Origin of the sequence: Vibrio sp. HDW18, from assembly GCF_011306175.1 — a bacterium.
Classification (GTDB): domain Bacteria; phylum Pseudomonadota; class Gammaproteobacteria; order Enterobacterales; family Vibrionaceae; genus Vibrio; species Vibrio chanodichtyis.
In genome coordinates, this window is sequence record NZ_CP049913.1 from 212,422 (window position 1) to 230,211 (window position 17,790).

Consider the following 17,790-nt stretch of genomic DNA (forward strand, 5'->3'; position numbering starts at 1 on the left):
GATGGAAGACACCATCTTTGATACCGCTTAACGCCATATCATTAAACTTGGAGCGACACACGAGGTTCGAACTCGTGACCTCAACCTTGGCAAGGTTGCGCTCTACCAACTGAGCTAGTGTCGCAATGGAGGCGCGTCCCGGAGTCGAACCGAGGTTCACGGATTTGCAATCCGCTGCATGGCCACTCTGCCAACGCGCCGCTGTAATTCAAACCGCATCGCTTTCGATAACTGCCTGACTACGGGGATGCATTCTACGCATTCACGTTATTGAGTCAATACAATTTTTTTGCCTTTCGAATCGTTTGACTATTTAACGTGCAAAAACATCAAACCTGCTCACTTTAATAGCAAAAAAAGTCCGTTTTTTATGAAGATAAATCGGTTAGCCGCTCAATCTATCACGCGATCTATCGAGCATGAGAGGCATTAACTAATGCGATAAAAAAACGGGCTTACGCCCGTTTTTTAGTGATGCTCTTCATTAAGCAGATCATCTTTGGCTGCCGCCAAATACTGCACCATCGACCAATAGGTTAGTGCGGTCGCGACATAAATGGCGATATAGCCAAGCCAAATCATCCAATCGTCATAGCGCCAAATCAGCACCCACAAGGCAAACATCTGAGTTAACGTCTTAAACTTACCAACCCAAGATACCGCAACGCTCGCGCGTTTGCCGATTTCTGCCATCCATTCACGCAAAGCCGAAATAATAATTTCACGGGCAATCATAGTAACCGCAGGAATGGTGATCCAAATGTTATGGTAATGTTCGGTGATCAAAATCAGTGCAGCAGCCACCAGCACTTTATCCGCGACGGGATCGATAAATGCCCCAAAACGCGAGGTTTGACCTAATTTTCGCGCTAACATCCCATCTAACCAATCGGTAAATCCAGCCACCCAAAATACCATCGCGGCAGCAAATGGCGCCCATTCAAAAGGCAAGTAGAAGATCACGACAAAAACTGGGATCAAAAATAATCTGAGCAGAGAGAGAAGATTAGGAATATTAAAACGCATAATTTATAGGCTCTTTTCGAAGGCGGGTTAATGTTGCGATATTTTTCTTATTGTTTCAATGTTTGATAAATGATTTCTGCCAATGCGCGACTAATCCCCGGCACTTTGGCGATTTCTTCAACAGAAGCTCGCTTGAGCTCCTGCATACCACCTAAATATTTCAGTAGTGCTTGTCGCCGTTTTGGCCCAACACCTTCAATCCCTTCCAGAGTACTGGTACGACGCGTTTTGCCACGCTGCGCTCGATGTCCGCTAATCGCATGGTTATGGCTTTCATCACGAATGTGTTGGATCAAATGCAACGCTGGCGCATCACTGGGTAAATGGAACTCATCGCCATCAATCGTGATCAGGGTTTCCAAACCAGGTTTCCGCGTTACCCCTTTGGCAATACCGATAATTTTTGGATACTTAGGCCAGTCTTGCCAGCAGGAAGAAATGATCTCATAAGCCCGGTTGAGCTGCCCCTTGCCACCATCAATAAAAATAATGTCTGGGATCTTCGTGCTATCAAGCTGTTTGCTGTAACGACGTTCCAACACTTGCGCCATCGCGGCATAATCATCCCCCCCAGTAATGCCAGTGATGTTGTAACGCCGATATTCTGATTTAACCGGCCCTTCTGGATTAAACACCACGCAAGAGGCGATGGTACTTTCCCCCATCGTATGTGAGATATCAAAACACTCCATGCGTGAGATAGCCTCCATGCCTAACTCTTCTTGTAGAGCTTTAAACCGTTGGTTGATGGTCAACTTATGATTAAGTTTGCTGGTAATCGCAGTCTGTGCATTGGTATTGGCCAGTTTTAAATAGCGGCCACGAGTTCCGCTTGGGTTGGTATGCAACGTCACTTTACGTCCAGCTAACTCACTGATCGCAGTTTGTATTGCGTCTGTATCTTGCGCGAGATCTTGATTGATGATGATCCGGGTCGGAATCGTGCGAGCTTCATGCTGACTTAAGTAATACTGGCTCAGAAAACTCTCAAACACTTCCTGCTGCGAAGTGGCGGCCGGAATTTTCGGGAAATGACTGCGACTGCCAAGTACCTTACCTTGACGGATCATCAAAATATGGATACATGCGATACCATTTTGTTGTGCAAAACCAAGCACATCCAAATCTTCTAAACTCTCATCCGAGACAAATTGCTGTTCTTGAACACGGCGAATGGCTTGGATTTGGTCACGCGCTTTCGCTGCATCCTCAAAACGCAGTTCACGGCTCGCCAGCTCCATTTTTTCCACCAGTATCGACAGCACTTGCTTATCTTTACCTTGTAAAAAAAGACGCAGATAATTGACGATGTCCTGATAGGCTTGCTCACTGATCAAGCCTGCAACACAAGGGCCTGCACAGCGCCCAATCTGGTACATTAAACAAGGGCGAGTACGATTGCTATATACCGTATCTTCACACTGACGCACTGGGAAAATTTTTTGGAGCAAATGTAATGTTTCGCGCACCGCCCCTGAATCCGGGTAAGGCCCAAAATATTCTCCACGGCGTTTTTTCACACCACGATGAGCAGCAAGACGTGGGTGTTGATGAGCACTTAAAAAAATGTAGGGATATGACTTATCATCGCGCAGCAGTACGTTGTATTTCGGTAAATACTGCTTGATGTAGTTATGCTCAAGGATCAGTGCTTCCGTTTCGGTATGAGTCACCGTGACATCAATCTTGGCAATATGGCTGACCAATGCCTTGGTTTTTTCATTGTCGAGATTTTTTCGAAAATAGCTAGTGAGGCGTTTTTGGAGATCTTTGGCTTTACCGACATAAATCACTTCAGCCTCAGTGTTGTACATACGGTACACGCCGGGCTGATGAGTAACGGTCTTTAAAAAATGGGTACTGTCAAACACGACCGACTCTATAATTTCTCAGTATCTAAGATCCCGTGGCGGATCGCTAAGTGGGTCAACTCCACATCACCGTTAATATTCAGTTTGGCAAATAAGCGATAGCGATAACTATTGACCGTTTTCGGGCTCAAACTGAGCTGCTCAGAAATATCGGTGACCTTCTGACCTTTAGTGATCATCAACATAATTTGTAATTCGCGCTCAGAGAGATCGGCAAACGGGTTTTCAGACGCAGGAGAAAATTGACTGAGCGCCATTTGCTGCGCAATGTTTGGTGAAATATAACGCTGACCACTGTGCACAATACGGATCGCGTTGACCATTTCATCCGGGGCTGCGCCCTTGGTGAGATAACCTGCGGCCCCCGCTTGCATCACTTTAGTTGGGAATGGATTTTCGGTATGTACCGTCAAGACAATAATTTTTATATCTGGATTGACACGCAACAGTTTTTTAGTGGCTTCCAAACCACCAATACCGGGCATATTCATATCCATTAATACCACATCAGCATGATTGGTACGGCACCATTTGACCGCATCTTCACCGCTGTCAGCTTCCCCTGCTACTTTCATTCCACGAACGTCTTCAATAATACGTCGTATCCCTGTGCGAACCAGCTCGTGATCATCTACAAGGAAAACACTAATCAAACTTGTATCTCCACACTTATTGATTGGCTCTACCCACTGAAATCGTGGGTGATAGCCAAGCTAACCCAAACCCACGCGGGTGACTTTTGTTTGGTGAATATGATGTGAAACCGACACTTTAGCAAGTACTTATTGTGCAAAGTGTCGAATCGCACTTCCTGCACATAAAAATCAATCAGTTAACAAAAATAATACGCATCAAATTGAGCAATCGAGTGAATATATTCTCCCTAATTGGCAACACACCATTGTTGATGACATTTTGATTACGTTTCTTTTGGCTAAACTTAATCGATTAGACCCGCCCCTTTCCGATCATCAAGGCCACTAAGCATATAATTTATCGCTGCAAAAGCCGTATAATACACCTCTATACCCACACAACTTGGAGTTGCGGGTAGGCGGCAAGTGAATGAGTCCCCATGAGCATAGGCAAACTATGTGATTGGGGTGAAGGAACGTAGCCAACACCGCTGCACCTTCAAGTAGCAAGGGTATAGCAGCCTAACCAAATGAGTAAAGGTGGATCGGATTGAAGATTGAACAAGGGTTTGTGTTAACACGCCACGCTAAAGATGTGGCGGGACAAACTCAGATTGAGCTGTGGCTGGCCACGGCTTCTGGCCCAACCCAGTTGATCATTCGCGGCGAACGCCCAGTGTTTTTCATCGAGCAAGCCTACTTATCCACAGTGGAGCAGATGGCGGCTACGCTTAATGTGCCGATCCGTTTAGCGCCACTAGCCTTGCGCAGTTTTGCCGATCAAAGCTTGGCTGGCTGCTATTGCTACACCATCCGTGATAGCCAAACCTTAGCCCAACATCTGACACAAGCCGACATTATTCCGCTAGAAGCAGATATCCGTTTGGCCGATCGCTATTTGATGGAACGCTTTATTCAAGGCAGCATCGAATTTACCGGGTTAAGTCAAAACTTAGGTTTTTATCATCAAGTTCAGCAAGCCAAATGCCGTCCAAGTGATTATTTACCAAACTTAAGCGTGGTGTCGCTCGATATTGAATGCTCAACCAAAGGGCAACTTTATTCGATTGGCTTGGCAAGTCCGATGGACAGCCGGGTGATCATGATTGGCCAAGCCCAGCCAAGTGATAACGAGATCCAGTGGGTCGAAAATGAATATCAGCTACTCACGGCGCTGATCGCATGGTTTGCCCAATTTGATCCCGATGTGATCATTGGCTGGAATGTGGTCGATTTCGATTTTCGCGTACTGCATCAGCGCGCCGAATACCACCAGCTCAAACTCACCATCGGGCGTGCCCAGCAAGCCAGTTTTTTCCGCTCTAGCCGTCAATCGCAACAAGGGTTTATCCATATTCCGGGACGGGTGGTGCTCGACGGCATCGATACCTTAAAAACTGCAACATATCATTTTCGTTCATGGTCATTGCAGTCAGTCGCACTGGAACTGCTTGGCGAAAGCAAAGCGATTGATGACGCGCACGATCGCATGGATGAAATTAACCGGATGTTTATCCACGATAAACCCTCGTTAGCACGCTACAACCTGCAAGATTGTGTGCTCGTAAATAAAATTTTTGCGCTCACTCATCTGCTCGATTTTGCGATCCAGCGTTCACGCTTAACCGGGGTCGAATTAGACCGAGTTGGCGGCTCAGTGGCGGCGTTTACCAACCTTTATTTACCACAACTGCATCGCGCCGGTTATGTCGCCCCAAACTTGCAGCCGGAAAACTGGGTGGCGAGCCCTGGGGGGTACGTGATGGACTCCCGGCCAGGCTTATACGATTCGGTGCTGGTGCTCGATTTTAAAAGCCTCTACCCTTCTATCATTCGCTCGTTTTTGATCGATCCTCTCGGGCTGATTGAAGGCTTAAAACTCGGTGTAGGCCAGCAGGCTGATCAAGCCGTACCCGGTTTTCGCGGTGGTCAATTTCATCGCAGCCGACACTTTTTACCACAAATGATCGAAAAACTGTGGGCGGCACGTGATGTGGCCAAACGCAATCAGGAACAAGCGTTCTCACAAGCGATCAAAATCATCATGAACTCATTTTATGGCGTGCTCGGCTCATCCGGCTGCCGCTTTTTTGATACTCGACTGGCCTCAAGCATCACCATGCGCGGCCATCAAATCATGATCCAAACCAAACAGTTAATTGAAGAGCGCGGCTACCAAGTCATTTATGGCGATACTGACTCCACTTTCGTGGCGCTTAACGGTCAATATTCTCAATCGCAAGCCGATGCGATTGGTCATGCGCTGGTTAATGAGATCAACCAATGGTGGACAGAGCATCTCAAACATGAATACGCTTTAAGCTCGACGCTGGAATTGGAATACGAAACCCACTATCGCCGCTTTTTAATGCCAACCATCCGCGGCGCAGAAACTGGCTCTAAAAAACGTTATGCGGGTTTAAAAGGCGATGGCGATCAAGCGCAGATCATTTTTAAAGGCTTGGAGAGTGCGCGCACCGACTGGACACCACTTGCACAACACTTCCAACGTCAGCTTTATTGGTTAATTTTCCAAGGACAGGATCCAACCGCCTATATTCGCAGCATGGTGGAACAGACCCTAGCCGGGCAACTCGATGAACAATTGGTGTATCAAAAACGCTTGCGCCGTCACTTGCACGAATATCAAAAAAATGTCCCGCCGCAAGTACGTGCGGCCAGAATGGCAGATCAGATCAACGCCAAACTGGGCAGGCCACTGCAATACCAGCAGCGTGGCAACATTGCTTACGTAATGACGATCAACGGTCCAGAGCCCAAAGCCTATTTACAAAGCGCGATTGATTATCAGCATTATATTGATAAGCAGCTTAAACCGGTTGCCGATGCTATTTTACCGTTTATTGGTAAACAGTTTGATCGACTGATTGCTGCGCAGCTTGGGCTATTTTAGGCCGACACGTTAGCGAACCGCTTAGCCGATAGCAGGATGGATTAACCAACCGAACGCTGACTAACCGAACGCTGACTAACCGATCCGAAATTCGGTTTTTTGATATTGCGATACTAACCATGGCCCAAAACTGTCGATAAGACCGATCACCGACCGTTTAGGGATCACCCGTGGCTTCAACAATAAACCTAAGCGTTCAATTTCCAGCTGCTTGTCTGGGTAATAACGCAGGAAATGTGTACCACATGCCAGCGGATCCTCCAACCACTGCCGATCACGATGCATAATCAATGAATAACCGGCCCGCAGCAGTTTTTTCGCCATGAGTTGCTGAGCCTTGATCTGCGACTGTGGATTGGTCGCTTGAGCAATGCTGTGCCGATAATCGGCTAACTTGACACCGACATCCATATTCCAGTGCTTGGCAATCTCCCAGCTCGGCTCATAGTGGCCAAAACATTCCGCCAAATCATCACCGTATACACATACACAGCAGTGACGCAGCATAAATCCCCAGGAAAAAATCGCATCTAAGGTCGCGATCTCCTCAACGCTGGCCAGTTTGATCGAGACATCGGTGATCCACGGATAACTTTTTTGAAAACGCCAACGAATGGTATTGATTAGCGTGGCACGGTTTTGTGTAAAAACCCCATGAGTCACCACCACCACATCCAAATTCGAGTGATTGGGCTGCGCCGTTTTACGCGCCACGCTGCCGTAAAGATAAAGACTGTGCAAGGCTGGCCCTGCCCCTGCACGCCAAAAGCGTACCAAATCGGCAATCGCGCTTTGATATTCCGGCTGAAAAGGCTGTTGAGGGTCAATTACTGGCAGCGTCATCCGACTCACATACTGATTAAAGGTGCGAAGGCCTTATGTTCCATGATGCGCGACCATCAATCAATAGTTAGCCGCTGGATTGCTTAGTAAAACGCCACTTACGACACCGCACCCCGTCAACAAGGGATAGATATTCCTTTTCTCCCCTTCCTTTAGTTATAATGCTGACACTTTTTACACGAAGGATATATTTCATGCCAAAGGCAAGTGAACTCAAAAAAGGCTTTGCGATCGTTTCTAACGGCAAAACCCTACTGATCAAAGACATCGAAGTGACCACTCCAGGTGGCCGCGGCGGTTCAAAAATCTACAAACTGCGTTGTACTGACCTCAACACCGGTGCACGAGTGGATGAGCGTTACAAATCTGATGATGTGCTCGACACAGTAGAAATGAACAAACGTCCAATCTCTTTCTCTTATATTGATGGCGATGAGTACGTGTTCATGAACAATGAAGACTACACACCATACAACTTCAAGAAAGATGAAATCGAAGATGAACTGCTGTTCATCACGGAAGATATTCAAGGTATGAGCGTGGTTTTGGTTGACGGTGAAGCGGTGGCGATTGAACTGCCATCTTCAGTTGAAATGGCGATTGAAGAAACCGATCCATCGATTAAAGGTGCTTCAGCCTCTTCACGGACTAAACCTGCACGTATGCCTACTGGTTTAGTGGTGCAAGTGCCAGAGTATATTTCCACTGGCGAGCGTATTGTGATCAATACTGCGGAACGCAAATTCATGAACCGAGCGTAATTTTATGGCAGAGTTAATTTCTATCGACGACACGATTGATACAGCCTACGACATCTTCTTAGAGATGGCACCCGATAACCTAGAGCCGGTCGATGTGATCCTATTCACCGCACAGTTTGATGATCGCGGCGCGGCAGAATTGGTCGATGTCGGTGATGATTGGGATGCGCACGTGGGTTTCGAAGTCGATAAAGAAATCTACGCCGAAGTACGCATTGGCCTGGTGAACGAAGAAAATGATGTGCTGGATGATGTGTTTGCCCGCATGTTAGTTAGCCGAGATCCAGATCAGAAGTTTTGTCATATGCTGTGGAAGCGTGACTAAACGGATTAACGCCAGCGTTCAAGCTGGCGTTACTCTTTTGGCGGTTTATACAAAGCTAAATTAAGCCTAACAGGTTGACACCGTTCGTAAAAAATTCAGCTAAACTTAACTCAAGTGCAATCAAACTATGAGTAAGGCGATGCGAATTTTCTCACTGCTTACGCTTATTGGTGCTCTCTGTACCTTTAATGTTATGGCCAACCCATATCATTATGGCCCATTCAATCTCTATGCTCAGGCTCCTCTTGCCAGCCATTCACTCACCCCACAACTGCGGGACGGCTACTCGCTGCCATTAGATAGCCTGCAACTGTATGGCGGCTTTTCCGCGGCCAGCATCTGGAGCGACAGTCCAAGTTATCAAGGGGATTTCTATCAAAACCAATTTGCGATTGGCCTAAAATGGCAATTTGCACCGCGCTGGCAAAGCGAATTGAACTACCGAGACAGCCAAGCGTGGGATAATCAGTTAGATTCGCTGACGATGGGCTTTCACAACCTGTTTGGCCTAGATCAAAATGGGCGTGATAGTGTAGCAAAGCACCGTTTTCATATTGCGATCCCCGAGCATAATATCCAATGGGATGGCTTTGCCGGCAGCACCCTCAGTCGTGCGATTACACTCTACACTCAATATCAGCTATATAGTTCTGTGCATCACGGGCTCTCTATCGGTGCTAGCTTATATTACCATCAAGGTGGGCTACTGCGCTTTAGCCGCTTTGAGCAAGCATTACAACTCAATTACACCTACCAACATGACCAACATCGAATCTATGCCATGCTCGGCATGGTTCATCATGATAGTGCAACGGGTATTTTACCGCTCAAATCGGGTTCGCTAAGCAGTGCGATCGGCTATGAATACCAACTGCATCCCAAGCACCATCTATTTACGTCGTTTCATTTTTATCAAGGTAGCGTCGAAAGCCCTGCTGCACTTGAAAAACCAGCCACAGAATACGTGCTCGGTTATCGCTATCTGCTGCCAAGTAGCGCCATTGAGTTAGCGTTCACCGAAAACGTATTTAGCATGGATAATAGCGCAGATATTGCGCTGCATATCACCTACCGCTATCGGATATAAGTTACCGCAGATTCAATGCATTGAGTTATGGTATCGACACACAAATTCAGCCACATTTTTTACACTGGATAGACCAATCATTTGTCGATTGTGTCCTATAATGACCGCTGTTTCATTTAAATAGCGATAACCATGTTTCTGAGCGCATACCATTCAAGCCAACAACAGCAGTTTCAATTTACTCGCCAACAAGCAAGCCACTTTGCCAAACTGGTGGCAGGCGATTTCAACCCGATCCATGATGAAGACAACAAGCGCTTCTGCGTTCCGGGTGACTTGCTATTTGCAGTATTGCTGCAAAAACAAGGCATTAGCCACAAAATGCGCTTTGATTTCTCAGGTATGGTCAGCGATGGCGTTGCACTGCATATTGAAAATAAGTGTCAGCGTGAAAGTGCGGTGGTTGATGTTAACGGCAAAGAGTACCTGCATATGTCGTGTGAAGGTGAGGTTAACCATAACTCAGACTTTATTGAACACGTAGTCACCAGCTATGTGCAGTTTTCCGGGATGAACTTCCCACATATCATGGTCCCACTGATGGAAGCGCAGCAAATGATGATCAACTGTCAGCGCCCATTAGTGATTTATGAATCAATGGAAGTGGAATTTAACCGCCTCGACCTCACCCACCCGGAGGTTGAATTTGCTGGGGCAACATTTGATGTTGATGGTAAACGCGGCTTAGTCACCCTCAACTTCGTCTTCAAAGATCAAGGCCAAGTGGTCGGCAAAGGGCTAAAACGTATGGTCGCCAGCGGATTAAAACCGTACAACCAGACTGACATCGATGATCTGGTCAATCGTTTCAATGAGCGCAAACAAGCCTTTCTGCGCCAACTTGAACAAGCTGCTTAAGCGCCACCTCTTCAATAACCCGCCAAGTGCGGGTTATATTTTCTCAATTCTCTGTATCGCTGATCACAGCCAACGTCGCACACGCTGAGTGTAATTGAGATAAACCTCACCAAATTTAGCGTGTAAAATCCGCTCCTCTGGCTCAATTTGGTAGTGATTCATATACATCACAAAACCTGCACTGATCACTAAACTAAGCGCATTCTGCTGCCAATAAGCCAAGCCAAATAACAGCAGTAACAACGCGAGATACATCGGGTTACGGCTTAAGGCAAATACACCACTATCCACCACCGTGACCGCGAGATCGGGCGTTAATGGATTGACGGTGGTTTTATAGCGCCGAAATTCCATGATCCCCGCCAGACCTAGAAATCCCGCCATACACAAGCACAATGCCATGATCACATTAGGGAACGGCAATGCGAGAGTCAGTGAACTAAACCAACGTGCACTGAGATGGATTAAGCTTAACGCCACTAAAAATACCGCAACCGGTGGCACTTTTAACTCCAAGTTTCTCATCTTGCTTCCTCGCTCTGATAAAAAACCCAGCTCAACTGGGCTAATGGCTTACAGTAACTGCAGCAACGCTTGCAACGGATGCTTAGGTTTGACTTGCTCAAAGCGTTTCACCTGGCTGCGACAAGAATAGCCGGTGACCAAACAACGCTCTTTGGGTAATGCCGATAATGCTGGTTGCCAGCTCAACTGATAAATATCACGCGACATTGTCAGCTTATCTGCCTCATGACCGAAAGTACCGGCCATGCCACAACAACCGACCGAAACCACCTGTAGCGCTGCATTAAAGTGACGAAAAATCGCCACCCATTCTTGCTCAGCCTTAGGCAGTTTGGTTTTTTCTGTACAGTGTGCCAGCAGATACCAAGGCTGCGCGTCACTCGCTTGCAGGGCAAACTCAGCTAAACGAGGGGTGAGCCATTCATGTACGGTGAACACGGCAAAATCACCACGATGTTGCGCCAAAGTTTCTACATATTCATCGCGATAACAGAGCACTAACGCCGGATCGACCCCAACTAACGGAATATTCAGTGCTGCCACTTGTGCTAAAAAGCTCGCCGTATTACTTGCCGTGGCACGGAACTGGCGTAAAAAACCTTTGATGTGCTGTGCTTTACCATTGGGTTTAAACGGCAGCAATACCGGTTTTTTACCCAATTTGAGCAGCAGAGCCACAAAATCTTCCACCACCTCGGCATCGTAATAGCTAGTAAACGGATCTTGCACAATCAACACGTGTTGATCGCGTTCAGCTTGAGAGAGTGCCGCCAACCGCTGCATATCAAACAACACCACCGGATGACGACGCAACCGCTGTGCCAGAGTGGGTACCGACAAATACGGCGTATCCACATAGCCTACCGTTTTTGCGGTTAATTTCTGCACGGTCGAGCGAGCTAAAATTCCATTCACCAGTTGGGGCGCTTTGGCCATCACTGGCAGTAAGGATTCGATGTTGGCCACCAAATAATCTTTCACCGGACGTGGGTAACGCGTGTGGTAAAGATTCAAAAAGCGCGCGCGAAAACTCGGGACATCAACCTTGATCGGACACTGACTAGCGCAAGCTTTACAGGCCAAACAACCATTCATCGCCTCGTATACTTCATGAGAAAAATCATACTGCTTATCTTTGGTCAGCGCGTGACGGACTCGATCAAGCAGCGACTTAATGGTTGGCGATGATTCCAGCGTCGCTTGCTCAAGATCGAGAATATCCACGCCCTGCTCGCTCAATTGCCGCAGCCATTCACGCACTAAGCCCGCACGCCCTTTCGGTGAATGGCGACGATCAGCCGTGACTTTCATGGAGGGGCACATCGGTGAGCTGGTTTCATAGTTAAAACATAAACCGTTACCGTTACACTCGACTGCAGCTTTAAAGCTGTCACGCACTTTGACATCAATTTGCCGATCGTAAAAACCGCGTTTGGTATCAGAGACTTTCACCAGCTCAAATGGTGTATCCAGCGGGGTGCAAATTTTGCCCGGATTCATCTTATTATGCGGATCAAACGCCGCTTTCACTCGCCGCAGTTCGGTAAATAGCTCTTCACCAAAAAATTCTGGACCGTATTCCGAGCGATAACCTTTGCCGTGCTCTCCCCACATCAAACCGCCATATTTGGCGACCAGTTCAACCACTTGATCGGAGATTTCAGCCATCAATAGCTCTTGCTTGGGATCACACAAATCAAGCGCTGGCCGCACATGCAGCACCCCAGCATCCACATGCCCAAACATGCCATAAGCCAGCTGCTTCGAATCGAGCAGCGCGCGAAATTCAGCAATAAAATCCGCTAAATGTTCCGGCGGTACACAAGTATCTTCAGTGAAAGCTACCGGTTTTGCTCGCCCTTTAGCCGCCCCGAGTAAACCGACGGCTTTTTTGCGCATGGTATAAATTCGGTTGATGCTGGCCAAATCACGGCACACTTGATAGCCGATGATCCCAGCTTGCTGATCCGCCATCATCTGCTCAAGTTGTGTGGTCAACTGAGCGACTTGTTGATCGATTTCGGTATGATCTTGCCCAGCATATTCTACGATATTAATGCCTTGCATCTCTTTACCCGGCACATCACTCAGCAGCTCTTTGACGCTATGCCAAACAATATCTTGCTTGGCCAAATTGAGCACTTTGGAGTCGAGCGTTTCCACCGACAGCGCTTTGGCTTGTACCATCAAAGGGGCATTGCGCAGCGCAGAATCAAAACTGTCATATTTGACATTGACTAAGGTGCGCGCTTGCGGAATAGGGGTTAAATTGAGTGTGGCTTCAGTAATAAACGCCAGTGAGCCTTCTGCACCACACAATACGCGGGTAATATCAAAGCGATCTTGCGCCTCATCAAATGCATTGTTTAAATCGTAACCGGTTAAAAAACGGTTTAAGCGCGGAAACTTAGCTACAATTTGTGCTCGCTTACTACGGCAGACTTGCTCTGTCACTTGCAAAGCTTGCGCAGCAAAACTGTGCGGCTCTGGAAGACCTTGTGCAAGATCCGTTTCGAGCAGTGAACCATCAGCCAATACCGCTTGCAAAGACAGGACATGATCCGAGGTTTTGCCATATTGCAATGAACCTTGCCCAGAAGCATCGGTATTGATCATGCCACCTAAGGTCGCGCGGTTGCTGGTTGATAAATCTGGGGAAAAGAACAATCCGTGATCACGTACCGCATCATTGAGCTGATCTTTGATCACCCCCGCTTGCACGCGTACCCAGCCTTGCTGCGGATTGATTTCCAAAATGCGATTCATATGACGCGATAAATCCACCACCACCCCTTTGGTCAATGATTGACCATTGGTGCCAGTACCACCACCGCGAGGGGAAAACGTCACACGCTCAAATTCAGGTTTTGCATTGAGCTTACCGATCAGTACCACATCTGCCGTCGATTGCGGATACACCACTGCTTGAGGCAATTGCTGATAAACACTATTATCAGTCGCTACCGCAAGACGGCTAGAGTATTGGGTTTCAATGTCGCCGTTAAATCCCGCGAGCTTTAACTGATCTAAAAAGGTTAAAACCACCGGGTCAACGTCGGATTGGTGATGAAGTCTTGGTAACATTTGCTTCCTGCCCCCTACTACGCTGATCCTATCAGCTTTGGGTTATTGTTAGATTTTAAAGAATAATCTTTGAGTTGAGTCACTTTACAACATTTAAAAGGGTGATCAAATCAGAATCTGAGTGCCAGAATGCGCTGCAACAGAATTTTTTCAACTTTATGTATTGCTTACCTATTCTGTTATTTATCTCTCTAGAACTGTATGGAAAAAAAACGATGAAAAAAAATCACATAGTCACCACCGAAGATATTTTACTTATGCTGTGCCAATCGGTTTCTACGGTTCTCACTTCCGCAACGCATTCACCGGTTCAGTATTCTGCGATGGTACAAAAAATTAATAAAACCTCGCTAAAACCGGATTTTGGCTGTTTTGTCCTATTCGATGGTGGATTCACTGGATTAGTGGTGATCAACTTTTCCGCCAAAGCTGCACTTGAGATTTACACCAATTACATGCGCAATATGGGCATGCCAGAAGAAGAATTGGCCATTTTACACACCTCAGATGAGGTTGGAGATGTGTTAGGTGAGCTGATGAATCAGTTGGTGGGCGACTTTACCAATAAAGTGCGCAAACAACTGCAAACCAACATCACCCAAAACCAACCGAAAATGTTGTCACTTAACAAACAGGTTGTGCTGTCGGTTGATACCAATTTAGACCGCCCACAAGCACGCCGAGTCACCTTTTCTACCGCCAATAACAATATTTTCTACCTAGAATTGGCGATGGATAAAACTGAGTTTATTCAACTCGAAGAATTTGATGTGCAAGAGGATGAAAGTCCAGACGATATTTTACAAGCCGCTCAGCAACAGCAAAAACTATCATCGGTTACCGCGCCTTCTGTAACTGAAGCGAGCGCTGAAGATTTACTCGCCCAGCTCGGGCTTTAACTTTACTCTTCACTTATAATACATTGCTAATCAGAGCCATCTTGCAACAGATGGCCTCTTCCCTTTTCCTTGGCGGCCAAAAAGGCTAGAATGTTGGACTTTTCTTTCGCTGTACCGAATCTGCTTTACTGATCAATGGATAAACAAAAAGCCCTTAAAAAAATCGCTAAATGCCTTGAGTTAGGCAATTCTGCCAACGTCAATGAAGCCGCGAATGCAATCAAAATGGCACATAATTTGATGCTCAAGTACGGTCTTGATAAAGACGATATTGAGTTCATCAAAATGGGTAAAACCCAATCAAGCCATTTGCTGCCCGCCTCCATTTCCTCAGGTATTTTGCGGGTGATCCGCGGAATTAATACTCGTTTTGGCGTAGAAGCGGTATTGCTTAATCACAAGGGGTTAAAACGGGTTGAGTTTATTGGCGAAGCGGATCGCGCCATCTTTGCGGCCTTCGCATTTGATATTATTTATCGTGAAATGAATGAGCACACGGGTCAATTTCGCAACAGCTTTGCCGGCAGCGGCACTTCTTCCCTCGAGGTCACTCGGCGCGTCAACTCTTTTGTTTCCGGTTGGATTGAAGGTGCGTTAGAAAAATTACCGATCATCACTCCAGATGATGATTCAATGAACAAAATCAATAGCTACATTGATAAAGAATTCGAAAATATTGACCGTGAAACCTTCAAACAACAATTAAGAGAAGCGATGAAAAATCTCACCGCAGACTACGAGACTGGCCTTAAAAAAGGGCGCCGCGTATCAGTCAATCGGCCGATCCACGGAGCACAAGCGCCGAAGCAGTTGAGATAATGCTGGGTTAAGCACGGCAAAAATGCCTCGGCGCGCCATACAACGCTAGCGGATTGTTGGCTAAACTTTTTATCTTGTTAAGGAAAAAAAGACCATGAGTTTACGCCGTCTATGGTTGTGTTTGCTCTTGTCATGCCCACTGGCCGCCAACGAGCTGAGCGAACTGCTCTCGCTTGCCAACACGCAAAACCCACAGGCGCAATACCAACTCGCCCTAGCTTACCAAACGGGCAGCTCGGTAACACAAAATCAACATGAGGCATTTTATTGGTTTTTACAAGCCGCCGAGCAACAGCATCCTGCGGCAATGGCACAAGTGGCCAATAGTTATATGACTGGGCAAGGGGTTGAACCCGATGCACTGCAAACTCAATACTGGCTCACTCAATTAGCCCTTAGCGGCAATATTCGCGCTACCACTACCTTAGCCGCATGGTACCAACAGCAGACAACCCCTATCTCAACATTCGACTTAGCCGAGATTTGGTATCGAGTGCATGCCAAGCAAGATCCTCAAGCCGAGCAAGGTTATGCGGATTTACTCGAACAAAAATTTAATCAGCAGCGTGAAAAACAGCTCAATAGCATAGCGCAGTTCGACCAATTAATAGATCAAGACCTCCGCTCACCAGCGACAACACACGAGCCCACCAACCAGCAAGATACTCAAACCAATTGGTGGCCGTTCACGCTCAGCATATTGTCACTGTTAATGATGGCATTGATCATTGTGCTACACCGCCATTTGCCACCACGACACCGTCGACTTGCAGCGCCTGACCGTGAATTACATACTCAACTCCAAGCACAGCAATTGACGATAAAACGCCAAAAACAACAATTGGATCAGTTGCTTCAAACTTGTCAACGGCTGCAACAGCAATCCTACAATGCTGATCAGCAAAAGATGGTAATGGCATTGGCACAGATGGGCTTTGAACCGACTCAGTCACTTGATATTAAATCGGTCAAACTGCGCTATAAGCAGTTATCAAAAATTTACCATCCCGATCTAGGGGGCAGTGAACAAGAGATGAAACGGCTTAATGGCGCCGTAAAAATGGTTATCGATTCGCTACATCATCCACAAATCAAACAAACTGAGTGATGCTCACCACGGTTCAGTCAGATCTTGCGCTGTGCGATCGGTCGCTTCCCATCACAAATCACTCACTTTTTTTACCCACTCATGCGATAATTTGCGCAAAATTTACGCCTGATTTTGCTGGGAGAAAAGACCATGTATAGCGTAATAGGCACCTGTGATTGGTGCAAACAGGCAAAACCACTGATAAAACATCAATACCTCGATGGCAAGGCCCATTATTCCTGTGCCAGTTGTAATGAGTTGGCTCGTTTGGATGTTCGGCAATTTAACTTAGCTGAAATGGCATTTCGAAACACACAGCAAGCTATACGCTAATCCCTATCTGGTTTGAATGTGAAAAAGCACCTTAGTGTGCTTTTTCTGTTTTATTGCCGACTCTCACCGATTTAACTCACGTGCTGCCGCTCACAAAACTCAACCATGCCGAATATCTTGCTTGAACGAACACAAAATTAATAATCAAATAAAATCAATTAGATAAAATCACACATAGCATCCACAATCGACAACTGTATTTTTTTTACCCAAAAATAAGTTGCAAAATCAGCCAACCAATAATACTGTAATTATATACAGCATGGATAAAGAAACAGCATTATGTGGCACTCTGACTTCAAACCTTTTAGCAGACATGTATCGCGCACTCGGCATCGCTTACCCACGACTCATGAGTCAAATAATATCGCTCACTTTATGCGCCAACTCGCTCGTTTATCTGAGCGAGCACAGTGGATCCTGTATACGGCGCAATGCCAACGACCCAGCAGCCGGTCATTGAGTACTCATCACATTGACTGTGGCAAAGTGATCCACCTTAAAGCATCAAAATCTCACTCTGAAGCTGAGATTGTCGCACAAGCCATTGCTTGCCGTACCGCCAGTGCGATTGTGGCCTCCAGCGCGATAGACCAAGAGACTCAGCAGCAGCTGCAACAATTTGCCCAACAGCATGACTGTGCGCTGTTTTTCATCAAGCAAACCCCACTCGCTCTGCATTGAGCGTAGTAGGGAATTGGCCATAACAATTTAGGCAAA

General features: G+C 46.7%; 16 protein-coding genes and 2 tRNA genes. 10 read left to right on the top strand and 8 right to left on the bottom strand.

The genetic code is table 11. The annotated features are described in order from the left end of the window. Positions 1 to 48 precede the first annotated feature (48 nt). From G7083_RS00925 to uvrY, 5 genes are all read right to left on the bottom strand, one after another. Positions 49 to 124 (bottom strand) — tRNA-Gly (locus G7083_RS00925). A 2-nt stretch (positions 125 to 126) separates the two neighbouring features. Then, a tRNA-Cys gene (locus tag G7083_RS00930) sits at positions 127 to 200 on the bottom strand. A gap of 268 nt (positions 201 to 468) precedes the next feature. Next, positions 469 to 1,026 (bottom strand): CDP-diacylglycerol--glycerol-3-phosphate 3-phosphatidyltransferase, encoded by a 558-nt coding sequence (gene pgsA / locus G7083_RS00935; RefSeq protein ID WP_166013152.1) that lies wholly within the window; start codon positions 1,024 to 1,026, stop codon positions 469 to 471. Between the two features lie 47 nt (positions 1,027 to 1,073). Beyond that, the gene (gene uvrC / locus G7083_RS00940; protein ID WP_166013153.1) at positions 1,074 to 2,897 is read right to left on the bottom strand and encodes an excinuclease ABC subunit UvrC; all 1,824 of its coding nucleotides are present in this window, start codon (positions 2,895 to 2,897) and stop codon (positions 1,074 to 1,076) included. 8 nt (positions 2,898 to 2,905) lie between these two features. Continuing rightward, positions 2,906 to 3,550: a UvrY/SirA/GacA family response regulator transcription factor gene (gene uvrY, locus G7083_RS00945; protein WP_166013154.1), complete on the bottom strand. Its 645-nt coding sequence runs from the start codon at positions 3,548 to 3,550 to the stop codon at positions 2,906 to 2,908. A 532-nt stretch (positions 3,551 to 4,082) separates the two neighbouring features. On the opposite strand from uvrY, the gene G7083_RS00950 reads away from it, so the two are divergent. Next, positions 4,083 to 6,446, top strand: coding sequence for a DNA polymerase II (locus G7083_RS00950; protein ID WP_166013155.1), 2,364 nt, complete (start codon positions 4,083 to 4,085; stop codon positions 6,444 to 6,446). Between the two features lie 75 nt (positions 6,447 to 6,521). Here G7083_RS00950 and G7083_RS00955 read toward each other — a convergent pair whose 3' ends face one another. Continuing rightward, positions 6,522 to 7,289 (bottom strand): nucleotidyltransferase domain-containing protein, encoded by a 768-nt coding sequence (locus G7083_RS00955; protein WP_166013156.1) that lies wholly within the window; start codon positions 7,287 to 7,289, stop codon positions 6,522 to 6,524. A 194-nt stretch (positions 7,290 to 7,483) separates the two neighbouring features. On the opposite strand from G7083_RS00955, the gene yeiP reads away from it, so the two are divergent. The 4 genes from yeiP (at position 7,484) to G7083_RS00975 (ending at position 10,320) form a co-directional block, all read left to right on the top strand. Continuing rightward, a complete protein-coding gene (gene yeiP / locus G7083_RS00960; RefSeq protein WP_166013157.1) occupies positions 7,484 to 8,050 on the top strand; it encodes an elongation factor P-like protein YeiP in 567 nt (188 codons plus the stop codon). A 4-nt stretch (positions 8,051 to 8,054) separates the two neighbouring features. Beyond that, complete coding sequence (locus G7083_RS00965) at positions 8,055 to 8,375, top strand: HI1450 family dsDNA-mimic protein (RefSeq protein WP_166013158.1); 321 nt, start codon at positions 8,055 to 8,057, stop codon at positions 8,373 to 8,375. A gap of 139 nt (positions 8,376 to 8,514) precedes the next feature. Next, positions 8,515 to 9,462: a DUF3187 family protein gene (locus G7083_RS00970; protein WP_166014962.1), complete on the top strand. Its 948-nt coding sequence runs from the start codon at positions 8,515 to 8,517 to the stop codon at positions 9,460 to 9,462. 132 nt (positions 9,463 to 9,594) lie between these two features. Then, positions 9,595 to 10,320: a DUF3581 family protein gene (locus G7083_RS00975; RefSeq protein ID WP_166013159.1), complete on the top strand. Its 726-nt coding sequence runs from the start codon at positions 9,595 to 9,597 to the stop codon at positions 10,318 to 10,320. Between the two features lie 63 nt (positions 10,321 to 10,383). Here the strand turns inward: G7083_RS00975 and G7083_RS00980 are convergent, their stop codons facing one another. Together G7083_RS00980 and G7083_RS00985 are read right to left on the bottom strand one after the other, a co-directional pair. Further along, positions 10,384 to 10,845, bottom strand: a complete 462-nt coding sequence (locus G7083_RS00980; RefSeq protein WP_166013160.1) for an isoprenylcysteine carboxylmethyltransferase family protein — start codon at positions 10,843 to 10,845, stop codon at positions 10,384 to 10,386. Between the two features lie 48 nt (positions 10,846 to 10,893). Next, a complete protein-coding gene (locus G7083_RS00985; RefSeq protein WP_166013161.1) occupies positions 10,894 to 13,929 on the bottom strand; it encodes an FAD-binding and (Fe-S)-binding domain-containing protein in 3,036 nt (1,011 codons plus the stop codon). A gap of 215 nt (positions 13,930 to 14,144) precedes the next feature. Here G7083_RS00985 and G7083_RS00990 point away from each other — a divergent pair, with 215 nt between their 5' ends. The 5 genes from G7083_RS00990 to G7083_RS01010 all read left to right on the top strand — a co-directional run bounded on the left by G7083_RS00990 (position 14,145) and on the right by G7083_RS01010 (position 17,754). After that, positions 14,145 to 14,828 carry a DUF3334 family protein gene (locus G7083_RS00990; protein WP_166013162.1) on the top strand — a complete coding sequence of 228 codons (684 nt, stop codon included), beginning with the start codon at positions 14,145 to 14,147 and terminating at the stop codon, positions 14,826 to 14,828. A 135-nt stretch (positions 14,829 to 14,963) separates the two neighbouring features. After that, positions 14,964 to 15,647: a DUF2786 domain-containing protein gene (locus G7083_RS00995; protein WP_166013163.1), complete on the top strand. Its 684-nt coding sequence runs from the start codon at positions 14,964 to 14,966 to the stop codon at positions 15,645 to 15,647. 94 nt (positions 15,648 to 15,741) lie between these two features. Continuing rightward, the gene (locus tag G7083_RS01000) at positions 15,742 to 16,755 is read left to right on the top strand and encodes a J domain-containing protein (protein WP_166013164.1); all 1,014 of its coding nucleotides are present in this window, start codon (positions 15,742 to 15,744) and stop codon (positions 16,753 to 16,755) included. Between the two features lie 132 nt (positions 16,756 to 16,887). Next, the gene (locus G7083_RS01005) at positions 16,888 to 17,070 is read left to right on the top strand and encodes a hypothetical protein (protein ID WP_166013165.1); all 183 of its coding nucleotides are present in this window, start codon (positions 16,888 to 16,890) and stop codon (positions 17,068 to 17,070) included. Between the two features lie 282 nt (positions 17,071 to 17,352). Further along, the gene (locus G7083_RS01010; RefSeq protein WP_166013166.1) at positions 17,353 to 17,754 is read left to right on the top strand and encodes a helicase; all 402 of its coding nucleotides are present in this window, start codon (positions 17,353 to 17,355) and stop codon (positions 17,752 to 17,754) included. Positions 17,755 to 17,790 lie beyond the last annotated feature (36 nt).

Coding starts and splice junctions, on each gene's coding strand:
- pgsA (WP_166013152.1), bottom strand. CDS start 1,026: ATGCGTTTTAATATTCCTAATCTTCTCTCTCTGCTCAGATTATTTTTG.
- G7083_RS00955 (WP_166013156.1), bottom strand. CDS start 7,289: ATGACGCTGCCAGTAATTGACCCTCAACAGCCTTTTCAGCCGGAATAT.
- yeiP (WP_166013157.1), top strand. CDS start 7,484: ATGCCAAAGGCAAGTGAACTCAAAAAAGGCTTTGCGATCGTTTCTAAC.
- G7083_RS00965 (WP_166013158.1), top strand. CDS start 8,055: ATGGCAGAGTTAATTTCTATCGACGACACGATTGATACAGCCTACGAC.
- G7083_RS00970 (WP_166014962.1), top strand. CDS start 8,515: ATGCGAATTTTCTCACTGCTTACGCTTATTGGTGCTCTCTGTACCTTT.
- G7083_RS00975 (WP_166013159.1), top strand. CDS start 9,595: ATGTTTCTGAGCGCATACCATTCAAGCCAACAACAGCAGTTTCAATTT.
- G7083_RS00980 (WP_166013160.1), bottom strand. CDS start 10,845: ATGAGAAACTTGGAGTTAAAAGTGCCACCGGTTGCGGTATTTTTAGTG.
- G7083_RS00985 (WP_166013161.1), bottom strand. CDS start 13,929: ATGTTACCAAGACTTCATCACCAATCCGACGTTGACCCGGTGGTTTTA.
- G7083_RS00990 (WP_166013162.1), top strand. CDS start 14,145: ATGAAAAAAAATCACATAGTCACCACCGAAGATATTTTACTTATGCTG.
- G7083_RS00995 (WP_166013163.1), top strand. CDS start 14,964: ATGGATAAACAAAAAGCCCTTAAAAAAATCGCTAAATGCCTTGAGTTA.
- G7083_RS01000 (WP_166013164.1), top strand. CDS start 15,742: ATGAGTTTACGCCGTCTATGGTTGTGTTTGCTCTTGTCATGCCCACTG.
- G7083_RS01005 (WP_166013165.1), top strand. CDS start 16,888: ATGTATAGCGTAATAGGCACCTGTGATTGGTGCAAACAGGCAAAACCA.
- G7083_RS01010 (WP_166013166.1), top strand. CDS start 17,353: ATGTGGCACTCTGACTTCAAACCTTTTAGCAGACATGTATCGCGCACT.